The organism is Verrucomicrobiaceae bacterium, from assembly GCA_016713035.1.
Taxonomy (GTDB): Bacteria; Verrucomicrobiota; Verrucomicrobiia; order Verrucomicrobiales; family Verrucomicrobiaceae; genus Prosthecobacter.
Map to the genome: position 1 here is coordinate 325,445 of JADJPW010000007.1, position 17,431 is coordinate 342,875.

General features: G+C 58.3%; 17 protein-coding genes. 9 read left to right on the forward strand and 8 right to left on the reverse strand.

Annotated features, from left to right (window positions below; translation table 11 throughout):
- Positions 1-85 precede the first annotated feature (85 nt).
- Positions 86-1,852 carry a hypothetical protein gene (locus IPK32_20855; GenBank protein ID MBK8094340.1) on the forward strand — a complete coding sequence of 589 codons (1,767 nt, stop codon included), beginning with the start codon at positions 86-88 and terminating at the stop codon, positions 1,850-1,852.
- Positions 1,853-1,862: 10 nt separating this feature from the next.
- On the opposite strand, the gene IPK32_20860 is transcribed toward IPK32_20855, so the two are convergent.
- Both IPK32_20860 and IPK32_20865 read right to left on the reverse strand, forming a co-directional pair.
- On the reverse strand, positions 1,863-2,276 hold the full coding sequence (locus tag IPK32_20860; GenBank protein MBK8094341.1) for an META domain-containing protein: 414 nt from the start codon (positions 2,274-2,276) through the stop codon (positions 1,863-1,865).
- A gap of 2 nt (positions 2,277-2,278) precedes the next feature.
- The gene (locus tag IPK32_20865) at positions 2,279-3,349 is read right to left on the reverse strand and encodes a PEP-CTERM sorting domain-containing protein (protein ID MBK8094342.1); all 1,071 of its coding nucleotides are present in this window, start codon (positions 3,347-3,349) and stop codon (positions 2,279-2,281) included.
- A 194-nt stretch (positions 3,350-3,543) separates the two neighbouring features.
- On the opposite strand from IPK32_20865, the gene IPK32_20870 reads away from it, so the two are divergent.
- Entirely contained in the window at positions 3,544-4,710 is a 1,167-nt protein-coding gene (locus IPK32_20870; GenBank protein ID MBK8094343.1) for a PQQ-binding-like beta-propeller repeat protein, read from the forward strand.
- A gap of 6 nt (positions 4,711-4,716) precedes the next feature.
- Positions 4,717-5,448, forward strand: coding sequence for a TVP38/TMEM64 family protein (locus tag IPK32_20875; GenBank protein ID MBK8094344.1), 732 nt, complete (start codon positions 4,717-4,719; stop codon positions 5,446-5,448).
- Here IPK32_20875 and IPK32_20880 read toward each other — a convergent pair.
- Entirely contained in the window at positions 5,414-6,154 is a 741-nt protein-coding gene (locus IPK32_20880) for an AraC family transcriptional regulator (GenBank protein ID MBK8094345.1), read from the reverse strand. The two genes, IPK32_20875 and IPK32_20880, sit on opposite strands and share 35 nt — an antisense overlap.
- A 96-nt stretch (positions 6,155-6,250) precedes the next feature.
- Between IPK32_20880 and IPK32_20885 the strand changes: the two genes are divergently transcribed.
- From IPK32_20885 to IPK32_20895, 3 genes are all read left to right on the forward strand, one after another.
- On the forward strand, positions 6,251-7,135 hold the full coding sequence (locus tag IPK32_20885; protein MBK8094346.1) for a dihydrodipicolinate synthase family protein: 885 nt from the start codon (positions 6,251-6,253) through the stop codon (positions 7,133-7,135).
- A gap of 121 nt (positions 7,136-7,256) precedes the next feature.
- Entirely contained in the window at positions 7,257-7,643 is a 387-nt protein-coding gene (locus IPK32_20890; protein MBK8094347.1) for a glycine zipper 2TM domain-containing protein, read from the forward strand.
- 87 nt (positions 7,644-7,730) lie between these two features.
- Positions 7,731-8,693 carry a DUF1080 domain-containing protein gene (locus tag IPK32_20895; GenBank protein ID MBK8094348.1) on the forward strand — a complete coding sequence of 321 codons (963 nt, stop codon included), beginning with the start codon at positions 7,731-7,733 and terminating at the stop codon, positions 8,691-8,693.
- Between the two features lie 6 nt (positions 8,694-8,699).
- Here IPK32_20895 and pstB read toward each other — a convergent pair whose 3' ends face one another.
- The 4 genes from pstB to IPK32_20915 all read right to left on the reverse strand — a co-directional run bounded on the left by pstB (position 8,700) and on the right by IPK32_20915 (position 13,282).
- Positions 8,700-9,488 (reverse strand): phosphate ABC transporter ATP-binding protein, encoded by a 789-nt coding sequence (pstB, locus tag IPK32_20900; GenBank protein MBK8094349.1) that lies wholly within the window; start codon positions 9,486-9,488, stop codon positions 8,700-8,702.
- 179 nt (positions 9,489-9,667) lie between these two features.
- The gene (gene pstA / locus IPK32_20905; GenBank protein ID MBK8094350.1) at positions 9,668-10,813 is read right to left on the reverse strand and encodes a phosphate ABC transporter permease PstA; all 1,146 of its coding nucleotides are present in this window, start codon (positions 10,811-10,813) and stop codon (positions 9,668-9,670) included.
- A gap of 10 nt (positions 10,814-10,823) precedes the next feature.
- Positions 10,824-12,401, reverse strand: a complete 1,578-nt coding sequence (gene pstC, locus IPK32_20910; protein MBK8094351.1) for a phosphate ABC transporter permease subunit PstC — start codon at positions 12,399-12,401, stop codon at positions 10,824-10,826.
- Between the two features lie 71 nt (positions 12,402-12,472).
- Complete coding sequence (locus IPK32_20915) at positions 12,473-13,282, reverse strand: phosphate ABC transporter substrate-binding protein (protein ID MBK8094352.1); 810 nt, start codon at positions 13,280-13,282, stop codon at positions 12,473-12,475.
- A 218-nt stretch (positions 13,283-13,500) separates the two neighbouring features.
- Here IPK32_20915 and IPK32_20920 point away from each other — a divergent pair, with 218 nt between their 5' ends.
- From IPK32_20920 to IPK32_20930, 3 genes are read left to right on the forward strand one after another with little or no spacing between them, the layout of a single operon-like run.
- Positions 13,501-15,033, forward strand: coding sequence for a porin (locus IPK32_20920; protein ID MBK8094353.1), 1,533 nt, complete (start codon positions 13,501-13,503; stop codon positions 15,031-15,033).
- A 52-nt stretch (positions 15,034-15,085) separates the two neighbouring features.
- The gene (locus tag IPK32_20925) at positions 15,086-15,742 is read left to right on the forward strand and encodes a nitroreductase (protein ID MBK8094354.1); all 657 of its coding nucleotides are present in this window, start codon (positions 15,086-15,088) and stop codon (positions 15,740-15,742) included.
- A complete protein-coding gene (locus IPK32_20930; protein MBK8094355.1) occupies positions 15,739-16,284 on the forward strand; it encodes a DUF456 domain-containing protein in 546 nt (181 codons plus the stop codon). Before IPK32_20925 ends, IPK32_20930 begins: the two co-directional genes overlap by 4 nt.
- A gap of 6 nt (positions 16,285-16,290) precedes the next feature.
- Here the strand turns inward: IPK32_20930 and pdhA are convergent, their stop codons facing one another.
- Positions 16,291-17,409 (reverse strand): pyruvate dehydrogenase (acetyl-transferring) E1 component subunit alpha, encoded by a 1,119-nt coding sequence (gene pdhA, locus IPK32_20935; protein ID MBK8094356.1) that lies wholly within the window; start codon positions 17,407-17,409, stop codon positions 16,291-16,293.
- Positions 17,410-17,431 lie beyond the last annotated feature (22 nt).

Sequence of the window (17,431 nt, forward strand, 5' to 3'; positions counted from 1 at the left end):
GTCCGTTTGTTGCGCGGTTCTGAATCGTAGCATGACTTTCCACTCTTCCTTCCCAAAGAGTCTTCATCCCCCAAGAATCCTGCGAATGAAGACTCCGCCAAATTCGAAAAAGCACTGGTGGCATCGCCCACTGGCGCTGATCACCAACAAGAATGACCGCCTTTCCTCCTTCGGGCGCACAGTTCGCTGGATGGTCGTCTTGCTCACACTGGGCCTGCTTGGGCTGGTGGCGATGCGGTTTGAGTTCGGCAGTCTCCGCGGAGCCAGCCATTATATCGAAAAAGCCTCACAGGCCATCGAGAGGGAAGATTGGGAAGAGGCACGTCATGCGATTGAGCAGGTGCAGGCAGAAGAAAAAACAAATCCGGCATTTCTTCGCATAGTGGCAGGCTATCTGACGGGCACGCGCACGTCACCAGAGCTGCTGGTAAAAACTCTGAAAAATCTCCATGCTGCGGGCCATGCCCAGCCAATGGATGATTTGTGGATGAGCATGGCTTGCCATGCCATCGGTGAGATCCGTGATGCCCGCAGCGCCTGGGACAGGCTTCCATCCACACTGAGGGATAGCAAACAAGCGAGAGAGATTGAGATCGACCTCCTCGTGGCAGAAGGCCGCATGCAGGAGGCTATGATAGCTGAACGATCGCTGCTAGAGCGGCTCAAAGATGATCCTGAGATTTCTATGCGACTCGCAGCAAGGCACCAGGGAGCTCCTTTCCCTGAATTGCAACAATCCGCCACACGTCAGCTTCTTGATCTGGCTGCACGTACAGACCTAACCGGCTTGCAATCATGCCGCGTGCTCGCCCACCGTCCGTCACTCACAAAGAGCGAAGCGGATGAATTGTTCGCGATGGCGGAGCGTCATGAACGTCTTCCCCTAGAAGACAGGCTGGTTCTTATTTCGACTCTCATGCGGCTCGAACCCTCACGCCGTGAGGCATTGCTCCAAAGTGAGACCGCACGACATGAGGGCCGTGGTGCGGCCATTCGTGCACGTCTGGCCTCGTGGCTGATCACCGAGGGCGAATATGCACGGTATCACACGCTCGTGGCTGACGGCTCGAAATTGCACCCTGGCGATGTGTATCCTCTGAAAGCGCAAGCTCTCGTGGCACAAAAGCGCTGGAAGGAGCTGCTGGACCTTGTTGAGGATAAGGCCCGGCTCCTGCCGCTGGCCCCATCACGGGCTGCCGTTTGGCGGGCACTCGCCACGCATCACCTCAAGCCGGACTACCCCCAAGAAGCACGCCACCATCTGGAAGAGGGCACTCGCCTCGGTGTTTCAGAGGGCAACGTCTTGGCTCTGCAAGGTGCTGCTGCCCTCGCGGAGGAATGGGGAATGCTTGATCTAGCTCTCACCGCCCTCCGCCAGCTCGCAAAACCAACCACCCAAGGCGAGCCAGCTATATTGGAGAAGTGCTGGCAGATTGCGGCGACTTTAAAGGATTCGCAGGCCTTAGCAGACATTTCAGGTCGGCTTTATGCGCTGCGTCCGAATGATCCAGGTGCCATGAAAAAGCATGATTACATGCGGCTTCTCCGTGGTGAGGAAGTAGAAACCACACTGAAGGCTATAGATGCCAACCTGCCTCAAAGTGCCTCCAGCTCTCCAATGCGGCTCTTGCAGGCATTGAAGGCTTTTCGCCTGCATGATCTGCCTCTCGCGATCCGCCTCGCACGTGACATTGAAAATACCGCTGACTTCTCTACGGGAGAAAAAGCCGTGCTTGCCGGCTTGCTCGCTATGTCACAAACGGAAACCGCCCGTGCATTTCAAATCGCCGAGCGCATCCACCCAGAGTCTCTTCTGCCCGAGGAACATATCTTTTGGAGACGAGCACTTTGAGGCAACAACTTCACTTTTCCCGCCTAAAAACTAATTCACCTTTGGGGCCGCTGAGTGTGAGGTTTTGATCCTCCACAAGCTTTTCACAGGCTTGAAGGATCGTCAGAAACTGCTGCTCAAACGCCATGTGAGCCGGCGGACCCGCCCGGCGTGTCGAGCGAAACGGCATCGTCCATGTCAAAACATGACCCTTGAGCGAATAACCGCCTGAAAAGCTGTTCACACCCGATCCACCATGCACTCCGCCTTTGCCATCAAAGAGGATCGAAGCCGAAACGCCTGCTGGAATGGCCATGTCCGCGCCATCAGCCTTCCATGACGAAAAAATCCATGCACTTTCATCAACTGCAAAACAGCCTGCCATTCCGAATAAAAAGCCGATTGTGCCGCAAAGGGACGATCGGCGTGAAAAGAATGCTTTCATGATCATTCGCAGTCAATCACCTTCACAGGACGACGGCGGCGGAGACCTATGCCAGCGAAGGCGAGGGCCAACAGGCAAACTCGGGCCGGCTCAGGCACAGCGCCGAGGGCAATACCTGCAGTGGTGAGAAAGCTTGTGTTCGTGGGCGTGTAAAGTGGTGCCCAAACGCTGCGATCACCATACTGCGAAAGCGGAGCTCCCGTGCCAGGGAAGCCGCCATTCAGCACACCGACGATCAAGCCATTAGCGATCAATGGGCCACCGCTGTCACCACCAGCCGTGGAGGACTCGAGCGCTAGCGCCACATTCGTACCGGTGGTATGACCCTCCCCCGCAGGTCCATCAAAATCTGATTGGATTGTTATGCCCTGATTGGCAGGATCAGAAGCCGTCGTCCCTGCCACATCGATCATATTTTTGCCCGCACGGCGGAGACCGGCAGAGGCCTGACCCGAAAACGTCTGCCCGCTGCCCCATTGTCCGTAGCCCACCATCGTTCCTTCCAGTCCGATGGGACTAGTCGTAGAGATGCCGAGGGTGGAGGGCAGCGTGCCTGTCACATTCGTCAGGTCGAACGTCATGACTGCTAAGTCGTACTGCGAGGCAGATGCGGTTAAACCTGCACCGTCGCCATTCTGCCAAAAAGGATGTACCGTGATATTCGCCGCAGGCACCACCACCGTGGCCGAGGCGGTGGATCCATCCGCACCTGTGTTATCTCCAAAGTAAATCGTGAAGCTGAGGGCGTCCATGATGCCATTTGGCGTCGTTCCGCCTGCGCCATTTTCCGAATCCACATTGTGCGCAGCCGTGAGAAATTTGAACTGCCCCGGCACATTGGATGGTACAAGTGTGCCAGTGCCACTGTAGGTGCTATTTCCAGGTGCCGTCGAAGTCCAATTAATGAACCCCACGCTGTCCCAGTTCGCACCCTCTACCACATACGGATTGGTATTGTCCAGAGCGCTCCAGTTTGTCGTATGGAGCATGGACACCGCCATAGCAGAGTGACCGCTGAGAAGCAGCGCAACAAGAGTGGGCACGAGGCCTTGCACGAAGGACGTATTTTTCATAAGCTAATTGTTTTAATTGGAAATAATTGTGATCATCTAGGACTTTTGCCCAGAAAAGTCAATCTTTGGCTTTCGGCCTCCTTTGCTTAAACACTAACTCAGGACTCTGAGTCGATTCCTCATGCGAGCCTCATGGCTCCGCGCTGCGTGTGGGGGGTTGCGCAGGGTGCGCCGTGGATTTACACAGTGAGGTCATGAAGAAGCTCCTTCTCTCCCTCCTTTCCCTTTCCTTTACATCTGCGCATGCGGATTGGCTCCAGTTCCGCGGGCCTGGTGCTACGGCGGTGTCCACGGAGGCTGCGGTGCCTGCGGAGCAGCTCAAAATCGCGTGGACGGCTGATTTGCCAGGGCGTGGGCTCTCTGCACCGATCATCGTCGGTCAGCGTGTCTTCGTGACCTGCGCTAGCGGGCCAGAGCAGGAGACGCTGCATGTCTTTTGCTTCGATGTGGCGAGTGGGAAGAAAAAATGGGAGCGCAGCATGCGCAGCACAGGCCGCACCATGACGCATCCGAAAACCAGCGTGGCTGCGGCGACGCCATGCAGCGATGGGGAGCGTGTGTTCGCACTATTTTCATCGAATGACCTGTTCGCATTCGATCTGGATGGGAATCTGCTCTGGCTGCGTGGCCTCACCTATGATTACGCGAATGCGAGCAACAGCCTAGGCATGGCGCAGAGTCCGGTGGTGCTGGATGGCACGCTGGTGGTGCAAAGTGAGAATGATAGCGAATCCTTCGCGGCTGGGCTGGATGTGGCCTCTGGTCGCAATAAATGGAAACTGGACCGCCCCAAGGCCGCAAACTGGTCCAGCGCAACGATTTGGAACAACGTCGTCGCTTTGCAGTCGAGCAAGGGCATCCTCGGAGTCGATCCAGGCACTGGCAAGACGATGTGGGACTATGCGGATGGTGCGAGCACGACGCCGAGCAGTGTGGTGAGCCATGGTGTGCTCTACGCGGTGTCACACGGCATCACGGCACTCTCACCGGAGAATGGCGCAGTGACGCAGCTCTGGCGGCATGAGAAGCTCAATCCCGGCACCGCGAGCCCGCTGGTGCTCGGTGATCATCTCTACGTCGTGAATGGTGCCGGCGTGCTGATCAAGGCGAGCCTGAAAAACGGTGACGAGCTGTGGAAGCTGCGACTGAAGGGCCCCTTTAGCGGATCTCCCGTGGCAGCAGGAAATCGCATCCACATCGTGAACGAGCGCGGCATTTTCCAGACGATCGATCCGAGTGTGGAGCCAGAGGGCAAGGTGACGCAGGAGATCGAGCTGAAGGAAACCGTGCTCACCACGCCCGCCATCGCTGATGGGGCGATCTTTGTGCGCAGCGACTCCAAACTTTGGATGCTGAAGTAAATGCCTATGGAAGACGAAGACTCCCTACTCGATGCCTCCAGCGCTGATGCCTTGGAGCAGGAGACGAGCCGCGCTTTTGGCAAAGAGACTCGGCAGGTGCTGCTAGCGGTGGTGATGGTGGCGGCGTTTCTGGCGCTGGCGCATTTCACGCCGGTGCGGGCCTGGATCGAGAATGTGCAGGTGTGGAAGACGATGATGCGTGAGTATGGCCTAGCAGCACACGGTTTGTTTTTTCTGGCCTGTGCGGGCTGCGTGATGCTGGGGGTGCCACGCTTGGCCTTTTGCTCGGCTGGGGGGCTGATTTTCGGGTTTGGCGAGGGTTTGGTGATCTCGCTGCTGGGATCGACCTGCGGCTCGTATGGGGGCGTTTTTGCTCTCGCGGCATGGATTCCGCCGTGCGGCGGAATCGCGTGCGGAGAAGTGGCCGTGGCTGAAAAAATGCTGCGCAAGCCGAGTGTGATGCGCGTGTTCTGGGTGCGGCAGCTCATGGTGCCCGGTCTGGTGCTGAATGTGCTGCTGGGCATGACGCCGGTGCGCCATAGCCGCTTTTTGCTGGGCACGCTGCTGGGCTATCTGCCGCTGAATGTGGCCTTTTCTCTGGTGGGGAGTGGTTTGGGCAAAAAGGACCTAGCGCAGTCGATGGTGCAGCTCCTGGCGGCTCTAGCGGTGATCAATATCGCCGGCTGGCTGGTGTACAAGATGGTCAAGAAGCAGGCCCGCAGCGCGGAGCCGACATGAGGCGGAATTTCCCCGGCGACATGCCAGCGTAGCGGGTGAAGTGCCGTGTGAAGGCACTCTGATCACACCAGCCAGTCTCGATGGCGATGTCTGCGAGCGAGCGATCTGTCTCACACAGCAGACGCGTGGCTTCATCGAGCCGCAGCTTATGCAGGAGCTGGAGCGGGCTCATCTGAAAGAGGCGCTGCACACGCTGCTCGAACTGATACACACTGAGGCCAGCTTTTTGAGCGATGTCCTCGATGCGCAGACTCTCGGCAAACCGGCGGCGCATCAGATGCAGCGCGGAGGCGAGCTCGGCGTAGCCAGTAGCTTTGTCACTAGGGGCATTCAGATCGCGTGAGATGCCTGCGACACCGGTGATACGGCCTGCGGCATCACGCAGCGGGTGCTTGGTGGTGAGACACCAGCCCGTACGGCCACCGGGATAAAGATGCAGCTCCAGTTGATGTTCCACCTGTTTGCCACTTTTGAGCACGAGCTCATCCTGGCGTGTGTAGCTGGCTGCTAGCGGCGCGGGGAAGACCTCGGCAGGTTTTTTGCCGATGAGCCGCGCTTTGTCCCCACCTGCGCAGCGTGCCGCAAAGGCTTTGTTCACGACAAGATAGCGCCCGTAGGCGTCTTTGATGAAAAAGACCACATCGGGCAATGCATCGAAGAGTGCCTCTGCGACGTCGCGGTCGATGAAAATGGCGTCTGAGTCCATGAATTGGCTGATTTGGCAGGTTCATGACAAAAAAGCAATCAAGAGCCCACCTCCTTCCTCGCACAAGTGTGTCCACTCATGAATCAGAATTCCTCCATGTGGTCCGGTGTGTTCCCGGCCGTCGTCACGCAGATGCACCAGGATCAATCCCTGGACCTCCCGGCTTGTACACACTTCTGGGAGGCACAGATCGAGGCCGGAGTGGCCGGCTTGATCGTCTGCGGATCTCTCGGAGAAAACCAGACCCTCCTGCCCGATGAAAAACGCACGGTCGTGAAGCACGCCGTCGCCGTGGCGGCTGGTCGCGTGCCAGTGATCAGTGGCGTCGCCGAATCCAGCACCCAGGCTGCAGTGAGCTACATGCAGGACTGCGAAAAGCTGGGCGCATCCGGCTTCATGATCATGCCGCCGATGGTCTATAAGAGTGATGCACGCGAGACGGCGCACTGGTTCCGCACACTCGCAAAGGCCACCCCCTTGTCCTGGATGCTCTACAACAATCCCGTGGGCTACCACACCGATGTGACGCCGGAGATGTTCGTGGAGCTCGCAGACATCCCGAATCTGCACGCTATCAAAGAGAGCAGCGCAAACACACGCCGCATCACCGAGCTGCGCAATCAAACAGGCGACCGCTACCGCATCTTCACCGGTGTGGATGATCTCTTCCTGGAGTCTGCCATCCTCGGCATCGACGGCTGGGTTTGCGGCAGCGGCATCGCCTTCCCGCAGGAGAACCAAAAAATCTGGGATCTGGCCAAAGCCGGGCGCTGGGATGAGTGCCGCACGCTCTACCGCTGGAGTCAGCCGCTGATGAAGCTCGATACGCATGTGCACTTCGTGCAATACATCAAGCTCCTCTGCCAAGAGACCGGCCTGGGTGCCGAGTGGGTGCGTGAGCCGCGACTGCCCCTGGCTGGAGCAGAGCGTGAGCAGGTGCTGAAAATCATCCGCGATGCACTGGCGAAACGCCCGGTGTAAAGCCACGCAGAAAAAATTTTTGAATGAAGTGCGAAGGGTGCCGTCACAGCACACGCAACCCAATCGCATGCCCATGAAATCCACTTCCCTGCGCTACCTCGTCACTGGCACTCTGCTTGCCATGCTCACCCTCACTTCCTGCGCCCCGTATGGCAATGACTACGGCACCTGGGGTGGCTATGGCTCACCGACCCGCTCAGATGGTGCCGTCGGTGGTGCCCTCATCGGTGCCGCTGCGGGTGGCATCATCGGTAATCAAAGCCGCCGCGGCCTAGAGGGTGCCGCCATCGGTGGCCTACTCGGTGCTTTGGCCGGCTCTGCCATCCAAAACAGCCGCCAACAGCGCAGCTACAATCAGCAGCCCTACGCAGCCTATGATGGCTACGGCTACCAGCAGCAGCCCTCCTGCCCACCACCTGCGCCACCAACCTGCCGCAATCCGTATAACAACGGCTACAGCAATGACTACGGCTACCAGCCCTCCAGCTACAATCCGTATGGCTGGTGAGCCCTCGAAAGCCCATCACTTGTATCTGTGATCGGCATCAAAAACACCTTGAAGGACGCCACGGTGACGTGGCGTTCTTTTTTACCCATGAAACAAACCGCCTTTGCCACCGCTGCTCTCCTCTCTCTCGCCACGCTCTCTCTTGCTGAAACTCCCTTCACCGGACGCTGGGCACTGAAGATCCCTGGCGGCGGCGCAGGCTGGCTCGGTGTGGAGGAAAAGGGTGGCCAGCTCAGCTCCAGCGTCCTCTGGGGTGGTGGTAGCGTCGTACCTACCGCAGCCACACGTCTCGAAGATGGCAAACTCGTCGTCACCCGCGAGCAGAAGAACAAAGAAGGCAAAATCACCCGCGAAACGATCACCGCCACTCGTGAGGGCGATGCTCTGAAGCTCTCCACCGTAAAGCACAACCCAGAGGGCAAGCAGATCGGCCAGCCCGCAGATTTCACCGGCCAACGCATCGCTGACATCCCCGCAAAACCAGATCTCTCCAAGCTCAAGCTCGGCAACCCCATTGCCCTACTCAATGGCAAAGACCTCACTGGCTGGCGCTTGCTCAAAGAGGGCGACAATGGCTGGAGCGTGGTGGATGGCATCCTGCAAAACCGTGTCACCAAGGAAAAGGGCAAACACTTCGCCAATCTGCGCACGGATGCGGAGTTCACCGACTTCAATCTCCGCACCGAAGTCCGCACGCAAGAAGGCAGCAACAGCGGCATCTACCTGCGCGGCATCTACGAAGTGCAGATCATGGAAAGCTACGGCAAGCAACTGGACTCCCACCACATGGGCGCTCTCTACAGCCGCATCACTCCCTCCGTCGCTGCGGAGAAGCCCCAGGGCGAGTGGCAGACCCTCGACATCACTCTCGCAGACCGTCACCTCACCGTCATCCTCAATGGCACCACCATCATCGACAACCAGCCCGTGCTCGGCTGCACCGGCGGCGCCATGACCAGTGATGAGACCAAGCCCGGCCCCATCTACCTCCAGGGTGATCACACCAACATCGACTACCGCAACATGGTGCTGCGTCCGGTCGAGAAATGATCCGTGTTAGCCGAAAGTCCCGCGCAGATAGGAATCGGTCATTTTCTCGCGGGGATTGGTAAAGAGCTCTTCCGTAGGACCGAACTCGATCAGCTTGCCCAGGTGTAGGAAGGCCGTGAAGTCGCTCACGCGCACGGCTTGCTGCATGTTGTGCGTGACGATGACCACCGTGTAGTCACGGGCGAGCTGCGTGATGAGCTCCTCGATCTTCAGTGTGGCGATGGGATCGAGCGCGGAGCACGGCTCATCCATGAGGAGCACATCCGGCATCGTCGCGATGGCCCTGGCGATGCACAGCCGCTGCTGCTGACCGCCAGAGAGACCGAGCGCATGTGCTTGGAGGCGGTCCTTCAGCTCATCCCACAGCGCCGCCTGGCGCAGCGCTCGCTCCACCGCCGCATCGAGCTTGGTTTGATCCTTCTCGCCATGCACACGTAGGCCATAGGCCACATTTTCGTAAATGGTCTTCGGGAAGGGATTCGACTTCTGGAAAACCATGCCCACCTGCTTGCGCAGCACCGTCAGATCGACATCCGCATCGTGGATGTTTTTGCCTTTGACGAGGATCTCGCCCTTGGAGACACGGGCACCCGCCACACGGTCATTCATGCGATTGATGCAGCGCAGCAGCGTGCTCTTGCCACAGCCGCTAGGACCGATCAGAGCCGTAACACGGTGATATTCGACCGCCAGATTGATGCCATGCAATGCAGTCTTGGAACCATAGCAAAAATCCATGTCACGGACATGCACGACAGGGGCGGGTTTGGAGCTGGAGGGGGAGGCTGAAGACATCAAAGGGATCGAGAGCAGACCTTCGTCCTCGTCCTCCTACTCGTTCTCGTCCTCGATCCAAGCGTGTCGAGGCGGAGTATCGAGTCCGAGTGGTGCAAAGTCATGTCGGTGGAGGTTTGGACGTGGTGGGTGTTTGCGGAGCGGAAGATTCGAGGACGAGTAGGAGGACGAGGACGAAATCACCATTTGTATTTCTTTCTCAAATGAACCCGCAGCCAGATCGACGAGGCGGCGAGCGATGCTACGAGCACCAAGAAAACAAACACGCTGCCATACTGCGCCTGCTCGGAGTATTCGTTTTGCGGGATCTTCGCGGCCAAGGTGTAAATGTGATACGGCAGCGCCTGCACGCTCTCCGTGAAGATACCGAGGAAGCGCTGCACGCTCTGCTCCCACTGCGCCAACATGCCCGCATCCGCAGGCAGTGGCGGCAGGTCTTTTTGCCACGGGAGCTTGTCTTTGAAAGCCAATGCAGCGGTGAACATGATCGGGGCCGTTTCCCCTGCTGCACGGGCGATGCCCAGGATGGTGCTGGTCAAAATGCCCGGCGTGGCAAAGGGCAGCACGCTGCGCCAGATCGTCTGCCAGCGTGTGGCTCCCAGCGCCATGCTCGTTTCCCGGAATCCCTGCGGCACGGCTTGCAGACACTGCTCACTCGCTGTGATGATGACGGGCAGAATCACAAAGGCCAGCGTGAAGCCGCCACTCAGCACGCAAGTGTCCCAACCCTGAAAACTCAAATTCGTAAAGCCGAGTGGGATGACGAAAACCGCGCGATCCGCCGGCGCATCCGTCAAAACAGGCGCGGTCAGCACAAAGGCCCCGAGTCCAAAAAGCCCAAAGACGACCGAAGGCACGCCCGCGAGGTTCAGGATGGCTAGACGCACCATTTCGAGGAATTTGCCCTTCTTCGCATACTCGCTGAGGTAGATAGCGCAGCAGACACCGAGGAAAAGGGCCACGCTGACGCTCACCAGCACGAGCAACGCCGTACCGACGATGGGCCCCAGAATGCCACCACCAGAGTAGGAGATGGTTTTTTCGCCCACAAAGGCCTCTCCGAGCTGTTTTTTGATCGTATCGGCCTCTGCGGGGCCCGTTTGAATGAATTCGCCCGTTTTCGTCTCGATGACGTGCAGCGTGCTCGTCAGCTCCGTGAGGAATCCAGGCTTCACGGCATGTGGCAGGCCTTTGATCGTGATGAAGAGAAAAATCGCCACCGTGAGCACCACGACCAAGTAGCTGCCAATACGCAGCATCCACCGCGCAGCAGCCTCGCGGCGCTGTGTGCGTGTGTTGTCTCCAGCAAATGGGTTGGGCGTCATAAAAAGGATTTCATGCCTTGGAATGCTCAAAGCGTTTCGCGATGGCGCGGGCGCAGCCATTCACAGCGAGGGAAATGAGGAACAGAAGAATGCCCACCATGAAGAGCGCCTGCCAGTGGCTCGATCCGCGTGATACCTCACCAAGCTCTTGCGCGATGATGCCGGTGAGCGTGTGCGCAGGCTGGAAAATGACGCCCACACCATCACCAAAGTCAGGAATGGCGATCCGGTTCCCCGCCACCAACAGCACGACCATCGTCTCTCCGACGACTCGGCCCAGCCCGAGCAAAATGGCCGAGAGGATGCCACTGAGAGCAGCGGGCACGATCACTCGGAAGACAGTTTGCAGCTTCGTGGCACCCAGGGCGTCGCTAGCCTCCGCATAAGCACGGGGAACGTTGTTGAGCGCATCTTCAGCGAGGCTGAACATCGTCGGCACGGCCATGAAGGCGAGCAGGAAGCCTGCATTGAAGATATTCAGCCGCTCCTGGATGGGAAAGCCTGGCACCCAGCTCAAAAGCTCCCACTGGCTGATGCCTTTGATCAAATCCCCCACCACGGCGATTCCGATGAAGCCGAGCACCACACTGGGAATGGCCTGGATGAACTCGATGACCGGTTTGATGATTTCTTTTTCGCGATCCGTGGCGAACTGGTTCGTGTAAATGGCCGCGCTGATGCTGATGGGCGTGGCAAGGAGCAAAGCGACGAGCGAAATGAGCAATGAGCCGACCAATAGCGGCACCACACCGTAGATATCATGCCAGGAACTGTTGGTGATCCAGGCACTGCCGAATAAAAAACTGCGTACGGCGGTGAAATACGAGACGGGCTCTTCCCAGGACCATTTTTGCAAATTCTCCGTCGCCTTGCGAATGGTGGCGACATGAGCGGGCACGGCCTTTTTCACATCGGAGACAGCTTCTGGCAGCGTGGCAGCAGCCGTCTCGAGCGCGGTGGTGTAATCGGTGAGTGCCTGGGAGAGCTCTCCACGCCGCTCGAGCATGGTGGCGATGCGTTCTGCATAGTCCGGAGCATCGACTTTGGAGAGCTCTGCTTCTTTGAGCAGGTCTGCTTTATGTTTCGCATCACTCGTGCCCGCAGCAGCCTCTAGGAGCTGCTGACGACCGGCTTCGAGTGTGTGATGCTCGGTGGCGAGTTCTTTGGTCTCGGTGGCGTGTGTTTTGAGCTCGAGCAGGATTTCCGCCGCAGGCTCGATCGCGGTGTCAAAAGCGTCTTCAGCATCGGTGAGTGCCGTTTTCAGCGCTGCATCTGTCGTCGTCTTTGCGCGGCGCAGAGCACTGGTGAGGAGTTGCTGCTCTTTGAGCGGTGTGTCGGCGATGTCGCAGAATTCGAGCCCCGCTTTGCGATAAACCTCCAACTCTTGATGGTAGGTGCCCAGGAAGCCTGCGCCCTCCCGCAGCAGGAAGACCATGATGAGCACCAGCACGACGATGGTGATGCCGGAGTTCGCTCCGAAGAAGTTCTTGATGATCTTCTGCGGGTCCATGCCCAGCACGGAGTCGCGTCCTTTGCGCAGCAGCTTGCTGCCAAGGGAGCCTGGGGTCGTGGAGGTCGAGCTCGACATGTGTTTGAAGCAAAAAAATCCGGCGGAGGATGTTTTTCCTGCCGCCGGTTGTTGAAGAGGTCAAATGACGATTATTTTGCAGAAAGAGCGACAAAGCCAGCTTTGGAGATGATGGCCTCACCAGCGGCGCTACGGCAGAAGTCGATGAAATCCTTTGTCGTGCCAGCAGGCTCACCTGCGGTGTAGAGGTAGGTAGGGCGGGAAAGAGGGTAGCTCTTCACTGCGGCTGGATTTGGGGCTTTGCCGTCGATGGTGACGATTTTTGTGCCTTTGGCACCTGCATAAGCATAGCCGACGTAGCCGATGCCGTTCGGATTGCTGCCCACTTCGGCAGCGATTTGCTCGTTACCGGCCATTTTCTGACTGCTCTTGCCATACTCGCGACCCTTCATGGCCAAGGTCATGAAGTCCTTGTAGGTGCCAGAGGAGGTGTTGCGGGTATAAACGCTGATCGGTCCTGGTGTGCCGCCGACTTCACTCCAATCCGTGATGTCGCCAGCGAAGATCTGCATGACCTGTTTCTTCGAGAGGTCACTGACGCTGTTTTTGCTGCTCACGACGATGGTGATCATGTCCCAGGCGATTTCGATTTCATTCAAGGCGACGCCCTTGCTGCGGCAGAGGGTGCGCTCATCTGCCTTCGCCTTGCGGGAAGACATGCCGATCTCTGCTGTGCCAGAGGCGAGGTTGGTGAATGCCGTGGAGGAGCCTTCTGCGGCGATGTCAAAGCTCACTTTGCCGCCTGTTTTCTTGAATGACTCAGCCAATGAGGGGATGAGTTTGGCACCGAGCGTGTCGGAACCACGGATACGGAGGGTCGATTGCGCCTGCGCCACAGCTGCTGAAGCGAGGACAAGGAGAGTGAGTGCGAGTTTTTTCATGTGTAAGCAATGGTGGGTTGAGGCCTGCACTCTTGAAGATCGTTTCTTCGATGACGACTAATGCTGCGTGAAGATTTCGTCACATAGCGACTGGGCATGTCTAAGTGACGGAAGTGTAACCTTCGATGACTCGCGAGGATCTTTCGTGAACGGCAAAAGTAGAGCCGCTGCCATCAATAAAACGGCAGCATGCAAACTACAACTGAACACACACTTCCATGCTCAAGTTCACTCCACGACGCGGCCCTGCCCGCTTGCTCGCCACCACACTGGCCCTTCTAGCGGCCCTGCCCCCTGCTCTGCCGCTCGCAGCCAGTCCTGCGATGGAAAAGCTCTTCTACATCATGAAGCAAAAAGGCTCTATCACAGCCGATGAGTATGATTTGCTCATGCAGACGATGCGGGAAGAAGAAGGCGGCCGCTCCAGCTCTAGCAGAAGCAGCACCGCCTCCAGTAGCAGCAGCGGCTCGCTCGAACGCCGCCTCGATCGCGATGAGGCACAGATCCAGAATCTGCAGGCCACCGTTGCAAAGCAAAAAGAAGTGCTAGGCAAAATCAGCGACAACACCAGCCCCTCCACCCTGAGCAAGGCGGACCTAGATGCCCTGCTCTCCGATAAATGGTATGAGCGCATCAAAGCACGTGGCTACATCCAGAACCGCTTCATCGGCATCCTCGGTGATGATGATGGTCCTGGCCTTCACCAGGCGAATGACTCCTTCGTCAGCGACACGCAGAGCCTCGGCGTCCGTCGTGGGCGGCTGGTTCTAAGCGGTGATGTGACAGACCATGTTTACCTCTACCTCCAAACGGATTTCATGGCCAGTGTCGGTGGTGTGAATGCCCTCCAAGCTCGCGATGTGTATGCAGACATCTCGCTTGATCCCGCACGCGAGTTCCGCATGCGCCTCGGTCTCTCCAAGGTGCCCTACGGCTTCTCGAACCTACAATCCTCCCAGAACCGCTATGCGCTGGAGCGTCCTGATGCACTCAATAGCGCTGTGGAAGGCGAGCGTGATCTCGGTGCTTACTTCATCTGGGCTCCATATGCGATCCGCAACCGCTTCAAAGACCTAGTCAAAAATGGTCTGCGCGGCTCCGGCGACTACGGTGTGGTCAATCTCGGTGTCTTCAGCGGCCAAGGCATCAACAATGCCGACCGCAATGGCGACGTGCATTACAGCGCCCGCTTTGCTTACCCATTCGAGTTCCAAAACGGTCAGATCCTCGAGCTCGGCGCCAGCTACTACTATGGTCGCTACGTGCCAACGGTGGCGAATATCCCTGGCGTAGGCACCCCGACATTCGACACCCGCGGCCATCAGGATTCACGCTTCGCGATGAACGCTATCCTCTATCCGCAGCCCTTCGGCCTCGAAGCAGAATGGACATGGGGCAAAGGCCCACAGCTCAGCAACGACCTGCGCACCATCACCAGTCAGAGCCTCAATGGTGGCTTCGTGCAGGCAGTGTATCGCCATGTGTTTGAAAACCAGGCTGAGCTCATCCCATTCGTGCGCTGGCAGACATTTGACGGTGCACGGAAATTCGCCGCCAATGCACCGCGCAATCGCGTCAACGAAGTCGCCCTCGGCTTCGAGTACATCCCCTGGCCAGAGTTTGAGCTCACCCTCATGTATGCCATGGGCACACGCACGAATACCACGGACAATCCCGCTGCTGCTGCTAGCCCACGCTACCGCGATGTGAACTACCACTACCTCGGCGTGCAGGCGCAGATCAATTTCTAGCAGACTGCTTTTCAAGTTGGTGCTTGAGGTTAAAAAACAAGGCCGGATGTGCATGGTTGGCGCATCCGGCCTTTTCTTTGGTCGTGGCGCGTGTATCAGCCGCGCCATGCTGCCCACGCTGCCGCAAACCACCGCGCTCATCCGCCACCGCCGCTCGATCAAACCGCAGGATCTCGATCCCTCGCGTGCCGTGGACCGCGCTCTGCTGCTGGAGCTGCTGGAAAATGCCACCTGGGCTCCGAATCACGGCCTCACAGAGCCTTGGCACTTCCATATCTTCCAAGAGGATGCCCGCAGTGAGCTCGCTCGTGTCATGCAGCAGACTTACCGTGATGTGACGCCCACCAGCGAGTTCCGTGAAGACAAGCTGGAAAAAATCGGCTCCAATCCCCTGCTCGCACCCGTCGTCATCGCCTGCGAGATGCAGCGCAACGGCGGCACCAAGATCCCAGAGATCGAGGAAATCGAGGCCATGGCCTGCGCTTTGCAAAACTTCATGCTCAGTGCCTGCGCAGCCGGTTTGGGCTCGTACTGGTCCTCGCCGCCGCTTTTGGATGGAGACCGCTTTCGCGGCTTTTTGGGCCTAAAGGGCGAAAATCGCTGCGTGGGGCTCCTTTACCTCGGATGGCCGCGTGCAGGCCTGAACTGGCCGCGCAGCGTCCGAGCACCGATCGAGCAAAAAATCACCTGGAGGTGCTCAAACACATGATGGAATGGCTCTCAGATGCCTGGACGGCCACCGCGGGCTTCTTCAGCGGCATCCCGTGGGAAATCCTCGGCGTGTGGTCGCTCACCATCACCCTGCTCGTCGTGGGATTCATCGGGGCGATCATCCCTTTTCTCCCAGGGCCGTTCTTGATCGTAATCGCGGGTGTGCTGCACACTTTTCTGCGCCCAGAGTCCGGCATGAGCACACCGGGCATCGTGCTCCTCGTGCTGCTCTTCGGCCTAGCCTACGCGGTGGATTTCTTCAGCGGCATGGTCGGGGCGCGGTGGTTCGGGGCCAGTGCCTGGGGCATCTGGGGTGTGCTCGTAGGCGGGCTGGTAGGCATCTTTTTCGGCCCCTTTGGCTTGCTGCTCGGTCCACTCGTCGGCGGATTTGCCTTTGAGATGATCTTTGCAAAGCGCCGCATGCAGCCCGCCATGAAAAGCACCTGGGGCACCATCGTCGGCACGGGCGTCGGCCTCGTTCTGCGCATCGGCATCAGCGTGGCCATGATCGCCACGGTGCTGGTGGATACACTGACTTGAGGACTGCTAGTCGTTGAAGAAATGCCGCCCGGTCTGCCCGGCTTCGGTTTTATTGTCCACTTCCCAGTACACGTCCTCGAAAATGGTCTCCGGCTCAGGATAAGGACTATTTTTAGCAAACTCTGCGGATTCTTCCGCTTCTTTGTGTGCTTCTTTGTCGATCTTTTTCAGCTCCTCCTCCGTCGCCACACCTTCCTGGATCAGGTTCCGCTTCCAGACCATGACCGGATCGTGGTCATTTTGGAACTTCTCCACTTCCTCCTTCGTGCGGTATTTGAACTTGTTCGCGTCGGCCACGGAATGGCCCTCCCAGCGGTAGGTGGAGATTTCCAGGATGCTGGGCTTCGATTCGTTGTGCGCTCGGTCGAGGGCCTTGCCCACACCTGCGCGGACTTCATAGATGTCCTCGCCATTGAATCGTTCCCAGGCCATGCCGTAGGCTTCCGCACGTTGGGCCAGGCACTCCGGGTAGGCGGAGGAGCGTTTTTGGCTGGTGCCCATGGAGTAGCCATTGTTCTCGATCACATAGATCACGGGTAGGTCCCAGAGCTCGGCCAAATTCAACGATTCATGGAAGGCACCCTGGTTCACCGCACCGTCCCCGAGGAAGCACAGTGCAGCACCTTTGATGCCGCGATACTTCAGGCCATAAGCCAGGCCCAGGCCCAGCGGCGTCTGGCCAGCCACGATGCCGTGACCACCCCAGTAATTCTTGTCTGGGGCAAAGTAATGCATCGAGCCGCCCTTGCCACGGGAGCAACCCGTCGCCTTGCCGAAAAGCTCTGCCATGCACTCATTCATGCCCATGCCCACGGCCAAAGCGTGCCCGTGATCGCGGTAGGCCGTGATGACGTGGTCGTCCGGCCCCATGACCGACACCGTGCCCACCGCCACCGATTCCTGGCCGATGTAGAGGTGCAAGAAGCCGCCCATCATGCTCTTGTTATAATAGATCAGCGATTCCTGCTCAAAGCGGCGGATGCGCACCATCTGGCGGTAAAGATTCACTTTGTCAGCTGCCGTCAGCTTCTGATTGATCGGAGCCGAGGCGAACTCGGCCAGGGACGACGGAGCGACGGTTGCAGCAGCAGCGGCAGTTGGGGAGGGGGCTTTTGTCTTGGCCATTGTGGAGGACCGCGATAGTAGC